The organism is Idiomarina tyrosinivorans (genome assembly GCF_003987475.1).
GTDB lineage: Bacteria > Pseudomonadota > Gammaproteobacteria > Enterobacterales > Alteromonadaceae > Idiomarina > Idiomarina tyrosinivorans.
The window spans coordinates 32,233-47,520 of sequence record NZ_PIQH01000002.1; the positions used below are offsets into that span (position 1 = coordinate 32,233).

Below are 15,288 nucleotides of genomic sequence, written 5' to 3' on the forward strand. Positions count from 1 at the left end.
TCCCTTACGATACGCGGACAACACGGAACATACCTGCTTCCATGTGGTACAGCAGGTGGCAATGGAAAGCCCAACGCCCGGGGGCATCAGCACTGATTAGCAATGACACTTTCTCGCTCGGTTTGACACTGATGGTGTGTTTGCGTGGGCGCGGATAATGGCCATTTTCTAATTCCATCCACATACCATGCAGGTGAATTGGGTGGTCCATCATGGAGTCGTTCACTAACACTAGGCGCAAACGTTCGCCATAATTGAACTCTACAAAACCGTCGACTTCTTGGTATTCCTTACCATCGAACGACCACATATAGCGTTCCATGTTGCCGGTTAAGTGCAATTCAATTTGCCGTTCTGGCTCACGTTCATCGGGCCACGGGTGCGCCCCCACTAAGTCTTTATAAACGAGAACTCGGTGGTCGGCATCCTCCAAGCCAATGCCCGGCTCATCAAGCCGCGACGTAGGATTTTTGGCTAACATCGCGGCACCCGGACCGTGACCATCCTCGTCATGCTCAATCTTGATCTTCTCAACCGGTAACACGGCTTTATCGTGCTTCATCGACGTCATATTATCCATGGAATGGTGCATCGAGTGCTTCATATCACCTTTCATGTCGTGTTTCATACCCGACATACCGTCCATTTCCATGTCCATATTCATGTCGTGCGACATTCCCATCGCCGCCATACCGCGCTCGCTGATTTGCCGTTGCTCAGGCACTGCCGCTTCTAAGCCAAGCTCGGGAGTAAGCGTTCCGCGCACGAAACCACTGCGGTCCATGCTTTCAGCAAACAACGTATACGGCTGATTTTTCGGGTGAACAATAACGTCGTAGTTTTCCGCCACTGCAATGCGGAATTCGTCCACGTTAACAGGCTTGATAGGTTGCCCATCAGCAGCCACTACGGTCATCTCCAAGCCGGGAATACGGAAGTCAAAGTAGCTCATCGATGAGCCATTAATGATCCGTAAACGCACGCTTTCACCTGGTTTAAACAGTCCGGACCAATTCATTGCTGAATCACGACCGTTCATTAAGTAGGTGTAAGTACTGCCAGTGACATCAGCGATGTCCCGCGGGCTCATCCGCATCTGTCCCCACATCTCGCGCTGATTGAGGGTTTTATCCCAACCTTGCTTACGGATGTCTTTGATGGTGTCCCAAATCGTGCGCTTCTGGTAGTTGTAGTAACCCTCAGCAACTTTTAAGTTGCGGAATACCTCGGCAGGGTCGCTAAAGGTCCAGTCGGTAAGAATGATTGTGTGCTCACGGTCGGCACCAATATCTCCATCTTTTGGTTCAATAATTAACGGCCCAAGGTGACCCAGTTGTTCTTGGAAACCTGAATGGCTGTGGTACCAGTAACTTCCGCTTTGCTGAACATCGTATTCATAGTGGAAGGTTCGACTCGGTTTTATACCCTCGTAAGAAACCCCTGGCACGCCATCCATATTGGTTGGCAGGATAATTCCATGCCAGTGGATAGAGGTATCCACGTCTAGGGTATTTCGCACATTGATTTTTGCCCGCTGTCCCTCTTTAAACCGAATCAGTGGACCCGGCATCTGGCCGTTAATGGTGATCGGGTTACCGACTTTATTGCCGATAGTTAGCGGTGTACGGGCAATTTTAAGGTTAACGGTATCGTCGTGAATGACTTGGTCACGAAATTTTCGCCCTTGCGGCACAGCCCAAGTGGGTGCCACTTTGGCCAATGCCATGGCAGACGCGACCGTCATTGCCGATTTAATAAATTTTCGCCGTGGCGGATTAATGACTTTACTCATACTGCATTACCTCCAGCACTTGCCGTAGCAAGTGACGCTTCACTGAACAAAATGTTGAATTAGTCGAAACGTTTAGGCAGCAATGGGGGGTCTGAATAGATCAAATGAGTGGGGATCGCGCAAGCGGGTGTCTATGTCGGCAACCACTTTTGGTAATTGTGTTGTTCCTTTACTCTCCCAGTGGGCGTTCACGGCACAAGCCACGGGAGCGCTGGCACAATGCTGAGCCAACATCGCCGTACAACAGTCACCGTCTTGGTCCATACTGTGATGGCACGGTGAACCTTGCATTTTCGCCATGGAATGTGGCGTTGCGTGATGGACACACTGATGCGCACGGGCACTCTGCGCGCCAACGAAGGCCAGCAGAACCGCGCTGATAAGCAAATACGCTGTCAATTTACCAAGAAACTTCAGTGTCACGTTTACGCCGTTGCCGTTATTGAGTGATAAGGCTTAGTGAAAAGCTCGTAAAAATAGTATAGTGATCATACTAGAAAATAGATTCATTCTCGAATATCTGGGACTCAACGTGGCAGAAAGTTGTTGTGGTGTAAATACCGATAAAGCTTTGGATCAGCAACAGAAGCGGTTGCTGTATACGGTGTTGGTGATCAACGCCGTGATGTTTGTGGTGGAATTTGTCGCTGGCTGGTTAGCACAATCCAGTGGCCTATTAGCCGACTCACTGGATATGTTAGCCGATGCCCTAGTGTATTCCGCAAGTTTATACGCGGTGGGTAAAACCGCCATCCACAAAGCCAATGCGGCCTTGCTTAACGGCTCATTACAGTTGTTGCTGGGAAGCTTGGTATTGATTGATGTGGGCCAACGGTTAATCTTTGGCAGCCAGCCTGAAGCCAATACGATGCTGTGGATTGCAGGCTTGGCTCTGGTGGCCAACGTTATTTGTTTCCTCATGCTGTTTAGCCACAGAAATGGTGATATTAACATTCGCTCTAGCTGGATTTGTTCACGTAACGACATGCTGATGAATACCGGTGTGATTGTTTCTGCGATTGCAGTAAAACAGAGCGGTTACGCATGGCCAGATTTATTGATCGCAACCGTGATTGCGCTGGTAGTGGTTAATTCAGCCATTGGCATTATCCGCCAAGCCAAACAAGTGAAACGCGGCGAAAGAGAGAGCGTTTCCAGTTGTTGCGGGTAACTCTAGGCTGCGCTACAAAGAAGGTAGCGCAGCCAATAGTGGCGAATGCAAACTGTGTAAATAATCGTTACACAAAGTCGAATAGGCACGGGAACACCGCGACCACAATTGCAAACCACACGGCGTAAATCGGTAGCCATCGCGTCTGCCACTGCTCCAGAGGATAAAACCCCGCTTTGCCGCGAATAAACTGCCCATAGTGCCAGGCATAACCGCCCAGGCTGAGCAGCAACACAATATTCTCACCGAGAGCGGCGATGCGGTTTGGCGTCCAGCCCAATTCTGCAATGCGACTCGAAATAGCCAGCAGTGCCAGCACATCCACCAACAACGCCGATAGCACTAACACCCACTGCAAGCGATCAAATAACGTTGCTTGCTGATTTCCGTCGCGGGCAGAGACCGAATACATCAGTAGCCCGAGTACCACAACCAATAGCAGGTCGAGCGCAATCAGTAATTCACGGTTCAAGTCAAACGCGTTGCCAGTGGCCAATAGCGTGACCAAAAAGCTCAGCAATAATAGCGCGAACAAGGGGGTAAAAATACGCGCCAGTACTGGCGCGATGTTCTCTAATGCCAGTTGTTTAGCTTCCACTAAATACGCCGCAATAACCGTTGCGCCAATCGCGCCGCACGGAACCACCCAACGCTGTACCAGCCATTCAGCATCTAAGCCAATCATGGAGAAGGTCGCCATGGTAGAAGCCACCAGTACCATGCCACCGAGTGCAATCAACACATAGTAGATCAAGTATTCGCCGCTGAAACGAATGAAGTCCATACGTCCAGCAACATCGCGCCAGCGCTCACCACAGTAAAATACCCCTAAGACTAACCACAGCAATAACGGCAAATGCAGGGCCGTTAACTGCTGGGTAGAACCGCCATCGGCAAAGGGGTAAACATCGATAATCAGGCTGGCGAAAACCACTGTGGCCACTGCCAGCAGCGTATAGCGCAAACTAAGCTGACGCTTGGCAATAAAAAGCACCGCGATAAACGGGAAGGAAAACAGACTGGCGTGGCGTAAATAAAAGCCCGCGTTTTCGTCTGTGAGGGTAATACCGAATGCTGCCGGTAACTTTATAGCCAGCGCCGCTAAGAGGGCACAAATGAATGCCAAATAGCACGTGAATCGGGATTCGCTAGCGCGCGATTGTTCAGTAGCGACGCTGTTGCGCCAGAGCCTACCGGAATGCACTTGCTGGTATTGTTGATCGAGTTGATGGTCAGTACCCATTCGCCGTTCAGCAACAAAGAATGCTTCATCTTCCGCTAAACCCAATTGCTGTAATCGCGCCATTTCGCTTAACAGGTGGTCTTCTAGCTCGTCGATATCATCTTGGCGCAAGGCAGGATTACCGCAAAGTGCCTGGCGCCATGCACTAAGGGCTTCTGGCAAAGCAAACTTATGCTGGTTGGAAGCCATCGTTAGATCCTCCCGTGCCAATCATATTATCTGTTGACCGCCAGGCGTTATTTAAGGCGTTGTTCACCACCTGCCACTGCTTTTGTTGTTCGCTGATGACGCCTTTACCCGCATCCGTAAGGGCATAGTATTTACGCTTACGTCCCGTTTCTGCCACTCGCCATACCGCAGCTAAATAACCCTGCTTTTCCAACCGATGCAACAGTGGATACATCATCCCGTCGGTCCAGTGTAATTTACCGCCAGACAGCTCAGCGACACGCTGTACGATTTCATAACCATAGCTCTCGCCATCAGCGAGAATGGCGAGAATCAACGGCGCTGAAGACGCCGCCATCAGATCTTTGGATAAATTCATGACACACCCTTTAAGCCCAAAAAGGCTATACCTAGAACATTTAGGTATTTATATACCTAGAACTGTTAGGTGTAAAGGGGATATTTTTCCGCCGTCTTTACATTCAAGTTAGGCGGAACGTAGGCCACGGATGACCTGATTGGAAAGCAGCAGAAAAAGGGTCGAAACGAGCAGGCAAGCAATGAGGCCATTGGTTTGATAGAGCCAACCAGAGAGAATCGTACCGAGTAGTCGCCCTGCAGCGTTCGCCATGTAATAGAAGCCGACGTCCAGCGATACACCGTCTGCACGCGCGTGGGACACCACTAAATAGCTGTGTAGCGAAGAATTCACCGCAAACAGCACACCAAATAAGCCTAAACCCACAATAATGCTGGCGCTGGTTGGCCACTGCCACCATAACGCAGCAGCCAATAGTAATGGCGCCAGCGCCAAGCAGGCGCCCCATAGCACTGCATGCGTCTGAAGTTGCTCTCGAGAACCTTTGGTTAATTTGGGGGCTATACCTTGAACCACACCATAGCCAACCACCCAAATGGCGAGAAAGCTTCCAACCTGCCAAAAGTCCCAGCCGAGTTGGCTGCTAAGAAATACCGGCAACGCCACCACAAACCACACATCTCGCGCACCGAACAGGAATAACCGCGCGCCAGAGAGAACATTAATGGCCCGACTCTTGGACCATAAATCGGTAAACTTTGGCGTAAACCGAGACTTGCCAGCGTCTTTTTGCAAAAGGATCAAGCTTGCCAACCACACCATCGTCAGCCCCGCTGCCATAAGCAATATCGCGTTATGAAAGCCAACCGTGGTCAATAGCAACCCACCAAGGAAGAAGCCGATACCCTTTAGGGTGTTTTTCGAGCCGGTGAGCAACGCAACCCAACGGTATAACTGGCTTTGTTGATCGTCGGCAACCAACAATTTAATAGTGCTTTTCGCACTCATTTTATTGAGGTCTTTGGCAATTCCCGAAACCGCTTGTGCCACCATCACCCAAACCACAGTTAACATAGTGCTGGGAACCAATAACATGCCTAGCGCCAACACCTGCAAGCCGAGGCCAATATTCATGGTATGGTTCAGGCCCCAACGGGCACCGAGCCAACCACCAAAGAGATTAGTGACAACGCCAAAGAATTCATAGAACAGAAACAGCATAGCGACGTCTAAAGCGCTATAGCCCAATTGGTGAAAATGCAACACCACCAACATCCGCAAAGCGCCGTCGGTGAGGGTAAAAGCCCAGTAGTTGCCGGTAACCAGTAAGTATTGCCGAACGGCTGGCGCCAGCCGTTTTAACATGCGCCGACCTTACCGATCAGTTCCACGGTACGATTAGCATATCCCCATTCGTTATCGTACCAAGCATACAGCTTAACCTGAGTGCCGTTGACCACCATGGTGGATTGGGCATCAATAACGCTGGAGCGTGGGTCGGTTTTATAATCAATCGATACCAGTGGCCGTTCTTCATAACCCAGAATGCCCTTTAACTCACCCTCGGCAGCTTGCTTAAACCAGCCATTCACCTGCTCTGCGCTGGTGGGTTGTTGCAGTTCAAACACGCAATCAGTGAGTGAGGCGTTGGCAAGCGGCACGCGCACGGCATGGCCATCGATCTTGCCTTTCAGCTCAGGGAAAATTTCCACAATGGCGGTAGCAGACCCCGTCGAGGTTGGGATTAAACTCATCCCGCAAGCACGCGCACGGCGTAAGTCTTTGTGCGGCGCATCAAGAATGCTCTGAGTATTAGTAATGTCATGGATGGTGGTAATGCTGCCATGCGCAATTTTGGCGTGCTGTTGCAGCACTTTAACCACTGGCGCCAAACAGTTAGTAGTGCATGAAGCAGCGGTTACAATAGCGTGCTGCGCTGGGTCAAAGAGGTGATCGTTCACCCCCATTACCACATTCAACACGCCTGGCTCTTTCACTGGCGCAGATACAACAACCCGCTTTACGCCTTGGTCTAGATAAGCCTGCAACAGCGCTTTCTGCTTCATTTTTCCCGACGCTTCTAACACTACATCGCAACCACGCCAATCGGTATCGGCAATGGTTTTATTGGCGCTAAAGGCAATGTGGTGGTCGCCAATTTTTAACTGCTTGTCACTGGCTTGGACCTCGGACGTCCAACGACCATGCACCGAATCAAAGTTCAGTAAATGGGCAAAAGTGGCGGCATCGGCACCGGGATCGTTCACTTGAACAATTTCAATGCCGGGTGTTTGCCAAGCAATCCGAAACGCTAATCGACCAATACGGCCTAATCCGTTAATCCCGAGTTTGATTGCCATGGTGCCGTTCCTTTTAGGGTGTGTACTACTGTCAGTTTAGCTCATTGCCAAGATCCATACATCGGGTTTGGCAATAAGAAAAGGCTGTTACCCAGCTTCGGTAATAACGCCTTGATGTCAGCACTTTCTTGCGTGATGCCGGCAAAGTCTTGGATGTTATCGCCAATTTGCATGACGATATGATGCGGCTGTTGCCAGTTGCTAGCTGCGCCATTTTGACTGTTAGAACACGCAATACTGCCGTCGCGTAACTGTTGGCGACGTAGGTCTTTATCATTCACAAACTGCGGCTGCGCAACGGCGGCTTTATCCGCTGCCGAACGCCCAACCAAGCACGTATTTTCCGCGGTTACCGGAATATGTTGTGCGATTAAGTTATTCCAGGTGTGCGCGTCCAGTGCTTTATCGCGATTAGTGATCAGCGCCACTTGCCCGCCGTGTTCAAATACCGCTTCAATAAACCCTTTTGCACCTGGCACGAGGCCGGCCTTTTCACTCGCTACCCAGGCACTCCAAGACTCCGACGAGTAGCCTAAACCCAGACTCTCGCGATGCTGCTGGTACGCGGAGTTATCTAACACTGTTTCATCCACATCCATCACCACCACCCAGTTCTGGAGATCTTTTGGGAGTGTCGCTAATGCGGCTTGTGCCTGCTGGTAAACCCCGGCCGTGAGTAATTGGTGTTCTTTACTTCCAGTTTGCCATTGGACCGCCGTCGACACCTTGTGGCTGTTATCAAACAGCTCAACTGATACCGCACAATGGTCGCTTAGCATGGCATCTTCCGCCATATCTTTATAAGGATAAACCTTAGCCGACTGCGTAATTTTATCGGTAACCATGCCGCCCACTAAAATGTGGTCGATAGGCGCCGGATAGCGCGGATGACAGCCAATCAGATTGCGCGTGGTGTTAGTTAACGAGCGGCCTTTAGCCATCAACATCCGCGTGACTTGGTTGTAGGGTGCGGATAAACGGTGATTAAAATCCCCCAAGATCATATACGGCTTGCCAGATGCTTCATGTAGCGCAACCCACTGGTCCAAAATCGGCGCTTGTTGCGCATACAGTTGGCAGGCTTCAGAGTCGTTGCGACGGTAGTCATCGACAAAACAACCGCTTTTCATATGTACTGCCATAATGTCCATAGGGCCTTTTGGCGACGCAATCGTCAGTACTAACCCGTAACGTAAACCCGGACGATTTAACCCTAGAGCGCTGAACGAATTAACGTTGAGTACTGGCACGCCTTTTTTAACCGCAAACGCGACTTTTTGCTGGGTCGAGGTAAACCCATTACCGCGACACTCATAAGCGGGACTATCAGGCCGATCAGAAATAATCAGCCGCCAATCTTGTTCTGGGAAAATGCTGCCTAACGCATCAATGGATGCCACTTCTTCGACTGCAACAATGTCGGCATTAAGGTTTGCCGCATAGTCTTTCATTGCCGCAATTTCTTCCGCGCTGCGCGGTCGACAACCGGTATCCCGCGGGAAAGCCAAGTGTTCGGCATTCCAGGTTACGACTTTAAGCGGAGCAACCGCCGGCGTTTTTTCAGCAGTGGCTGCAGCGTCAGCCGTTGCAGGTGAAGCAGAGGGCGTTGTTGCACAGCCAGCGAACAGAATCGTTGCAGAGGCAATAGCAAGCAGTCTTAAAATATTCATAGAATTGGCCTTTCCGAGCATTTTTCAGAGGCGCTAGTCTACCACTAAAATATGACGGTTTAGAACGTCACACACCTGCCGGAAATAGGGGAAAAGAGAGCAATTAGTCTTGTTTACTTGCCACCAAAGCAACAATCCTGTCGATACGACGCGCTCGTGTTTCGGGCTTTTTCGCCGCCAATACCGACTCCACACTCTCGCGTTGCAGGGTATAACTGAGTGCTTGCCACTGTTGCCAACAACCACCCTGTTGTTTAAGCGCTGCAGCTAAATCTTGCGGAACCTCGACCGTGCGCTCTTCCGTATCGAGCGTTAGACTGACAGTTATTGTATCACCTGCCGAAATTCCGGCCGCTTGTCGGTGACTTTTGCGCAATGGCACAAAGGTCTCACCCTTCATTCGCGCAACCGTACTGCGATAGCGGTAACCCTTCACCTCAACCACCACCGGCGCCCGCACCTTGCCAAACACCATCTTAGGGTCAAACGGCACAGGAATCGCATTCATCCCGCCACTTTCCAGCAAGGTTACAGTGAAGGTTTTGGTGGTCATTGGCGTTCCTTAATAAAAAGGGCTGTGGCGTAGTAATAAAGTTCCATACTTAAAGTATGGTGTAAGATATTAATTTTCGGTTCTGATGAACCAGAACTTAAAAGTAAAGTATCATATTAGACTCTGCTGTTAAGTCTAGATAATCTAAAAACCGTATAATAAAGAATCATACTCGAAGTGTTTAGGTATAGAGATACTAACACTACGTTACTTGAAAACAGTGACATTACATTAGGAAGCCCACTATGAACAGCCGTAGGCCTATGGAGAAATTACATTGTCGAGGGGTTGATGGTGTAATTAGAGAGTACAGCGTTTCTATATCCAATTGTGTCAATGACATATGGATAGAGGTTGAAGCGTCTGATACTGGAGCAGGGAAGCTTGAGATGGTGTTGGAGCCTCAAGGTGAAATGCTTTGGCTAAAATATATAGAGAGGTCAGATACTGAGGCCTTTGTAGGCAAAGGTGTGGCAGAAGCTATAATTGTGGAATCTGCGAGATACTTTAAAAAACAATTAATCTCAACATATCACGCTTCTGACGACTACGGGCGTTCAGAGTCCGCAACCAAAATGTGGCAACGATTAGTCGCAAATGGATTGGCGAAGCACGATGAGAGTTCAGATAGATTCGTTACATCTATTACCATTCCTTTGTAGGAAATAAATACAGTCGCGAAGCCGAAACGCTGGCTGATTACGTTTATGAAATCACATCATAGTATTTTAGATTTTCTAGTCCGCATTTTATGCCTATGAGCCCCTAAATGAGTCTTTCCCCTGCAGCACATCATTGAACAAGAAATTATACCAACGAATGCTATAAAAACCTTGCTTCCACTTAAGCTCTCATCGAAGTCAAATGGTGATGAAATCACGTATAAAAGAGTTAACCAAATGAGCAGTGTAAAAAAGCTCACCCATTGGTTTAATTTTGACACTGATATTTTGGCCGGTCTCGTTATCAACTCATCAAGTCTTAACTCATGATTAGGTCGGTGCAATATTGTCTTATACAGCGGACCTATCGTTGCGCTTTCAAGCATATCGACATGATTCTCCCAGTTTTCCTGCCAAAACTTACTTCCTTTATTTGCCAAAAACCATGCCCATGTGAACACAAAACCAATTACACCAATCACAAATGCAAAAAAATTCTTTAGTTCTATATTTTCACTCGCTAAAACAGCAAAAAAGCCAGTGAAAGCGACTGCAATCAATGCCCAGAAATAGGTTGCTCTTTTCCAGTAAAGCTCTATTTCGAACTTTCTGATATCAAGCGCGTACTCTAATGCCAAAGCCGCTTTATCACGGTCCTGACACTTATTATCAAGTCCAAAATTTCTTCTGTAACGTTCTTGATTATTCATTAGTCTCTTTAGAACTTTTCTGCCCAGCGCTTGGCTTTGATCCTACTGGCTGAACGGAATCAATTGGATGATAAGGCGGTAGGTAGGTTATTGCCATTGGTAGAGGCTTTTTCCCCTCTAGAACATCGACTAACCCCTGCCTTAACTTATGCTGTTCGAGCTCAATATTACCGTGCGCTATCGGGCGATAACAGTCCCTTTTCAGTTGAACCTCATCAAACTCATATCCGAGATGCTGGGCCATGGCGTAAAGCAATGAAGTAAAAAGCTCATCACCTTTATCTATCCACGCTTCGACTCTATCGTCAGGCTTTTTATTATTTAGATGATCATTATATATCTTCCATGCATTCGTAATATTCTTTTCACCATCCGATTGGTTACGTTTACCAAAGCGATTTTTTCCATAAAATTCAATATCGATCATGTTTAAAGCCGCTACGTGCTCTTGGGTTAGTCTAGTTGCACGCGTAGACATTAAAGTATAGAAAATTCGTAACTTTCGATTTCTCGCTTCTTTTATGGATTCAACGTATTTCTGCGCCTGAACAGCTAGGACGGGTCCAGCAATAACAGCTAAAATCATTATAGCATCTATAGCTTCCATGTAATCTCCCGGGGACGTTTAGTAGAAAGCATAATTAGTTAGTTGGTGAGTAATTCGCGGTGGAGACGATTACATTTATTATCAGAAAAGCTAGCTACATAATCTTTAGCAATCACTAAATTATAAATCGGTATGTCTTTTAGTTTTTTCTCATTAAAACCTATCATAAAGTTCAACGGCAAAAATACCGTAAAAGAAGTAGGAATGGTAACTTTGGGACAATCCAACTCATAATGCTTCATGTAAACTGAGGCTCGCAGCCTTTCATGTTCAATACGGAACCTTTCGTCAATATACTCAGGAAAGAGTGTGAACAAGATGACTAACTCAGTTATTATTTTTGACGCTTTTAAATTAGCTGTTATCACTCGTGGATCATTATGCAATAGCCTAACTTGAATTTTTTCCCATATTTCATTTGTGTCAGCCATTATTTCTGGGCTGTGATATATGCAATAGTCATTAGCATTGCGAACTTCGTTTATAGAACTTAAAGAGCTAATTCTTTTAGACGACTCAAGAATAACGTCCTCCATTAATAACTTTATTATTGCTCCCCTTTGCTCAATAAACTTCATGTAGAGACTTTCACCTTTTCTCATTCTAAAGTCGATAGGGGAACGGTTAAACAATCGACAGAACATAAGGTCTTCATGTTTAACGGCTCCTAAACGTATTCCGTCCTCTATATCTGACAAAAGGTAAGAAATCTTATCCGCAGCTCTAACTGCTTGCCCTTCAAGGTGACTAAAGCCAGAACACTTTAAATAGTCTTTATGCTTGGACTTCTTCCAAACGTCATGATGACCGCTTCCTTCAGCAGAGTGACAATATGTATGTTTCAAAATACAGTCGCAAACTTCTGCTGTGAGGTTTAATCCATGATGAATTTCATAAGCGTTGTTTTGATACGAGCCCTCTAAATACCGTACTACATCAACCCCATGTTCATAATGATTAAAACCGCAAGTAACGCCGAGGTGGACAAACAAACGATCAAGTGCATTTTCTCCAGCATGTCCGAAAGGAGTATGACCAACATCATGTGCTAAGGCTCCTGCCTCCACCAAATCTTTATCTAGACCAAAGCTATTTGATATCGTCGTGGCTAGCTGCATCACTTCAATACTATGGGCTAGGCGCTGACGTAAATTTTCGTCTTCACCCAGCGGAAACAGTTGCGTTTTATCAGCTAGCTTTCTAAAGCCACTCGACCAAATGACTCGATCTCTATCTCGCTGGTACTCTATTCTGAATCCATCTGATTTACTTCCATATTCTCTAGCGCTAGGTTTCGTAGCCCATTGGCTGTGAGATCGCTCACTTATTTCTTTGATATGTTTGTCAGAACGACGGACATCACCATCGGCATGTCGGCTCCACAGCTCCAAAAGCTCATCGTGCTTTTCTACAATGTTTCGTATTTCATTTTGGCTTGATTTGAGCTGTTCAACAGTTTCTGATTTTGACTTTCCTGACGCCCAACTGGAGAGAATTTCTTTTGAGATACTATAGTCTTCAAATTGAAATCCATCCTTTTTGGAGGTCCAAACATTCACTTCTTCTTTCTTATCTCTCCTGCTAATACTTTCTTTAAAGCCTATGGCTCGACGAGGGCCTACACTTGTTTTAATATTTTCCTCTTGTAAGAAAACTCTAAATATAGACTGACTACTCGCTCTTGAAAAGCTGTGGATTAAAGGACTTTTTTCTTCCGAATTGACAAGTAATTTATCTCCGCGAACTTTTATAATAAGAAGGTCAGAAGCTCGCCAAGGTTGATTAGAAAGACTAAGTTTTTTTTCTTTAAAAGAGACGTCTTCAAACTCGGGAACGATATATTTGAAAGAGGATTTTTCGATACAAAGCACCTCGTGACCACAGTTCGTTAGCTCTTCAATTATACTTTGGCGTTCTGCAGCTATACCTGGGCGCGTTAATATCTGAGGAATGGAGCAATACACAAGCCCTCCATTTTTTGTTCCACTAATAGCGCGAGACAAAAAGGCTTTAAAGTATTCTAGATACCACGGAGGATCTATGACTGATATATTAAACTTTTTATGGTGTTCTGAGGGCAGCCCTTTAAATACGTCATAACGTACTCCCTTACCTTTATTTGAATACGTTCTGTTATATAACTCTATGATATCAGCATCAATATCAAGCAACACAGTTGGTACTTCATTAGAGCTCAGAACGGAAGCTATAGTAGGTGTTCCTATACATAAGACTCTAAGTTTATCATGCGTGCTAAGAAGCCTCCCCACGAAATCTTCTTGCGATGCGAGTGTGTACCACCATTGGTAATGTTTTGGATTAGAAGCTGGTAAGTTATAAAAAAATTTATTTCTATACTCCAAAGACTTACTAACGTCGCTCAAGTCTTCCCTTTTAACTTTTTTCAGGATCCTTTCAACCTCAATGGGTGAAGCCCCATCGCACTGGGGTACTATCTCGTCTAAAGTTTTCAGTCCTTGCCTAACCCAATACCGCACTTTTAACTTGAGCTGATCTTCCCACTCCATATCAATCTCCATAATACCCCAAAAAGGTGAAGTCGTTATTAGTTCACTAAGGCTGTCAGTAAACGTTTTCAAAGTTATTTTTTACTCTACCTCTTATGGATAGTCATTGGAACACGCTTGCTCTTAGTGGTTTAAACCTTTCCATGCGTTTCTGTCTTGCAATATTGGAGTAGTACGCCACGTAGCGTGTTTAGTAAGAGCTACAGCGGCGGGTTCCCCAGAACAGCTCAATTCATTCAGCAATTGGTTGTAGCCTGCCAAATTAGTCACTCTCGTTCAGAGGCTGGCAAGAAATTATGGGAAGGTGCTCCTGCTCCACCCAATAGCAGTAGTCTCCGCTCTTTAATAAGTCCTCAATTGTTTGCCGGAGCCCATTAATTTGGTCAGAGTCTGATTGAGCTAATATGGTCAAAAGGTTTTTAAGTTTAAGAACTTTCTGAGCTTCATAAGTCTTAATTGTAGAAGGAACCATGCAATGGGGAGTTAGCTCCCTAGAAAGTAATTTATCTAGAAAAGCTAAAATCTTGAAGCCACCCTCATCGACATCCCCCCAATGATAAAAAGGAACATGAGATGGCAATAGTTCATCCAAACACTTGAAAATTCTTAGCCAAGTGCGTGAAGGAAAACCATTCGTATATAATACCAGCCCCTTATCATTTATCTCTCTGGTATACCGTTCAAATGTGGTTCTATTCTCAATGAACAAGACATAGTTTGGCTCGCCACTTAGAGACACTTTTTCTACCACATCTGGTGGACAGCTCGCGGATGGCCAACTGGCTGATATGTCCAATACCCCCCCATTCTTTTGGTAGAAAACTACGGGACCTTTAACTCTTATTTGCGGTGGAAAACGGCTCACACCGAGATAACTTAAAATTTCACTTGGCTTACATTCTGCAACCTCTTCATACAGGCGACCTTTGTAAATGCTGGCAATAGTGCCCATGATCTCCTCTAAGCGTTTGGTAGGACCATATAGTTGAGCACTCAGAGTTCGGGTATCGATATCTACCTTATCTGCTTCTTTTTGTTCGTACCAATCTATGAAAACAAACGCATCCCTTAGCTTTTGGACATCCTCAGGCCCTATAGAATAAGGTTTTTTACCACGGTGCCATCCTGCAGTAACCTCACTAATGATATCGCTTAGCCAGGTGACTCTATTTTGATTAGTCTCTTCAATCAACGAAGTTGATTTGCGAACTAGATCAGCTCGGATTGCAACATTTAAAGCATTAAGAAGCCTGCGAGAATCTGTGATATGAACGGCTTTAAGTTTTGGCTCTTCGTTGAAAGTTTTCGCTGCATACAACAAAGACAACGCTCCAGTTGTCGTGCGTAAGGCTTCGAGTTCATCATGAAACTTTAGTCGTACAGAAAGCGGCGCTTTGAAATAGAAATCAAAACGCACTGCGGTAAAATTAATAGTAGTAATTTGGATGAGCTGACTTGGCAAATTTACCTGATTAATCACGCGCTGGAGAAACCGGTCAAACATA

Annotated in this window: 14 protein-coding genes; 2 read left to right on the plus strand and 12 right to left on the minus strand. The window is 46.4% G+C overall.

The window, feature by feature from the left end:
- Positions 1-4: 4 nt before the first annotated feature.
- A complete protein-coding gene (locus CWI84_RS02110; protein ID WP_126840938.1) occupies positions 5-1,792 on the minus strand; it encodes a copper resistance system multicopper oxidase in 1,788 nt (595 codons plus the stop codon).
- Positions 1,793-1,864: 72 nt separating this feature from the next.
- On the minus strand, positions 1,865-2,215 hold the full coding sequence (locus CWI84_RS02115; RefSeq protein ID WP_126840939.1) for a hypothetical protein: 351 nt from the start codon (positions 2,213-2,215) through the stop codon (positions 1,865-1,867).
- A gap of 109 nt (positions 2,216-2,324) precedes the next feature.
- On the opposite strand from CWI84_RS02115, the gene CWI84_RS02120 reads away from it, so the two are divergent.
- Positions 2,325-2,963 carry a cation diffusion facilitator family transporter gene (locus CWI84_RS02120; protein ID WP_241968708.1) on the plus strand — a complete coding sequence of 213 codons (639 nt, stop codon included), beginning with the start codon at positions 2,325-2,327 and terminating at the stop codon, positions 2,961-2,963.
- Positions 2,964-3,030: 67 nt separating this feature from the next.
- Here the strand turns inward: CWI84_RS02120 and CWI84_RS02125 are convergent, their stop codons facing one another.
- From CWI84_RS02125 to CWI84_RS02150, 6 genes are all read right to left on the minus strand, one after another.
- On the minus strand, positions 3,031-4,395 hold the full coding sequence (locus tag CWI84_RS02125; RefSeq protein ID WP_126840940.1) for a DUF4153 domain-containing protein: 1,365 nt from the start codon (positions 4,393-4,395) through the stop codon (positions 3,031-3,033).
- Entirely contained in the window at positions 4,376-4,753 is a 378-nt protein-coding gene (locus tag CWI84_RS02130; RefSeq protein WP_126840941.1) for a PadR family transcriptional regulator, read from the minus strand. The genes CWI84_RS02125 and CWI84_RS02130 overlap by 20 nt, the downstream gene beginning before the upstream one ends.
- 108 nt (positions 4,754-4,861) lie before the next feature.
- Positions 4,862-6,058 (minus strand): organoarsenical effux MFS transporter ArsJ, encoded by a 1,197-nt coding sequence (arsJ, locus tag CWI84_RS02135; RefSeq protein ID WP_126840942.1) that lies wholly within the window; start codon positions 6,056-6,058, stop codon positions 4,862-4,864.
- On the minus strand, positions 6,052-7,053 hold the full coding sequence (locus CWI84_RS02140) for an ArsJ-associated glyceraldehyde-3-phosphate dehydrogenase (RefSeq protein WP_126840943.1): 1,002 nt from the start codon (positions 7,051-7,053) through the stop codon (positions 6,052-6,054). The genes arsJ and CWI84_RS02140 overlap by 7 nt, the downstream gene beginning before the upstream one ends.
- Before the next feature lie 41 nt (positions 7,054-7,094).
- Positions 7,095-8,723, minus strand: coding sequence for an HAD family acid phosphatase (locus tag CWI84_RS11790; RefSeq protein ID WP_241968709.1), 1,629 nt, complete (start codon positions 8,721-8,723; stop codon positions 7,095-7,097).
- A gap of 103 nt (positions 8,724-8,826) precedes the next feature.
- Positions 8,827-9,276, minus strand: a complete 450-nt coding sequence (locus tag CWI84_RS02150; protein WP_126840944.1) for a YdeI/OmpD-associated family protein — start codon at positions 9,274-9,276, stop codon at positions 8,827-8,829.
- Between the two features lie 245 nt (positions 9,277-9,521).
- Here CWI84_RS02150 and CWI84_RS02155 point away from each other — a divergent pair, with 245 nt between their 5' ends.
- Positions 9,522-9,938 carry a hypothetical protein gene (locus tag CWI84_RS02155; RefSeq protein WP_126840945.1) on the plus strand — a complete coding sequence of 139 codons (417 nt, stop codon included), beginning with the start codon at positions 9,522-9,524 and terminating at the stop codon, positions 9,936-9,938.
- Between the two features lie 56 nt (positions 9,939-9,994).
- Here CWI84_RS02155 and CWI84_RS02160 read toward each other — a convergent pair whose 3' ends face one another.
- From CWI84_RS02160 to CWI84_RS02175, 4 genes are all read right to left on the minus strand, one after another.
- A complete protein-coding gene (locus CWI84_RS02160) occupies positions 9,995-10,648 on the minus strand; it encodes a RipA family octameric membrane protein (protein WP_198674474.1) in 654 nt (217 codons plus the stop codon).
- Complete coding sequence (locus CWI84_RS02165; RefSeq protein ID WP_126840946.1) at positions 10,641-11,255, minus strand: DUF6680 family protein; 615 nt, start codon at positions 11,253-11,255, stop codon at positions 10,641-10,643. The genes CWI84_RS02160 and CWI84_RS02165 overlap by 8 nt, the downstream gene beginning before the upstream one ends.
- Before the next feature lie 38 nt (positions 11,256-11,293).
- A complete protein-coding gene (gene dgt, locus CWI84_RS02170) occupies positions 11,294-13,783 on the minus strand; it encodes a dGTP triphosphohydrolase (RefSeq protein ID WP_198674475.1) in 2,490 nt (829 codons plus the stop codon).
- A gap of 262 nt (positions 13,784-14,045) precedes the next feature.
- Complete coding sequence (locus CWI84_RS02175) at positions 14,046-15,287, minus strand: Wadjet anti-phage system protein JetD domain-containing protein (protein ID WP_126840948.1); 1,242 nt, start codon at positions 15,285-15,287, stop codon at positions 14,046-14,048.
- Between the last annotated feature and the right edge of the window lies 1 nt (position 15,288).

Excerpts from the sequence above, each read along its gene's own strand:
- CWI84_RS02125 (WP_126840940.1), bottom strand. The coding sequence starts at position 4,395 with ATGGCTTCCAACCAGCATAAGTTTGCTTTGCCAGAAGCCCTTAGTGCA.
- CWI84_RS11790 (WP_241968709.1), bottom strand. The coding sequence starts at position 8,723 with ATGAATATTTTAAGACTGCTTGCTATTGCCTCTGCAACGATTCTGTTC.
- dgt (WP_198674475.1), bottom strand. The coding sequence starts at position 13,783 with ATGGAGTGGGAAGATCAGCTCAAGTTAAAAGTGCGGTATTGGGTTAGG.
- CWI84_RS02155 (WP_126840945.1), top strand. The coding sequence starts at position 9,522 with ATGAACAGCCGTAGGCCTATGGAGAAATTACATTGTCGAGGGGTTGAT.
- arsJ (WP_126840942.1), bottom strand. The coding sequence starts at position 6,058 with ATGTTAAAACGGCTGGCGCCAGCCGTTCGGCAATACTTACTGGTTACC.
- CWI84_RS02130 (WP_126840941.1), bottom strand. The coding sequence starts at position 4,753 with ATGAATTTATCCAAAGATCTGATGGCGGCGTCTTCAGCGCCGTTGATT.
- CWI84_RS02110 (WP_126840938.1), bottom strand. The coding sequence starts at position 1,792 with ATGAGTAAAGTCATTAATCCGCCACGGCGAAAATTTATTAAATCGGCA.
- CWI84_RS02160 (WP_198674474.1), bottom strand. The coding sequence starts at position 10,648 with ATGAATAATCAAGAACGTTACAGAAGAAATTTTGGACTTGATAATAAG.
- CWI84_RS02150 (WP_126840944.1), bottom strand. The coding sequence starts at position 9,276 with ATGACCACCAAAACCTTCACTGTAACCTTGCTGGAAAGTGGCGGGATG.
- CWI84_RS02175 (WP_126840948.1), bottom strand. The coding sequence starts at position 15,287 with ATGTTTGACCGGTTTCTCCAGCGCGTGATTAATCAGGTAAATTTGCCA.
- CWI84_RS02140 (WP_126840943.1), bottom strand. The coding sequence starts at position 7,053 with ATGGCAATCAAACTCGGGATTAACGGATTAGGCCGTATTGGTCGATTA.
- CWI84_RS02165 (WP_126840946.1), bottom strand. The coding sequence starts at position 11,255 with ATGGAAGCTATAGATGCTATAATGATTTTAGCTGTTATTGCTGGACCC.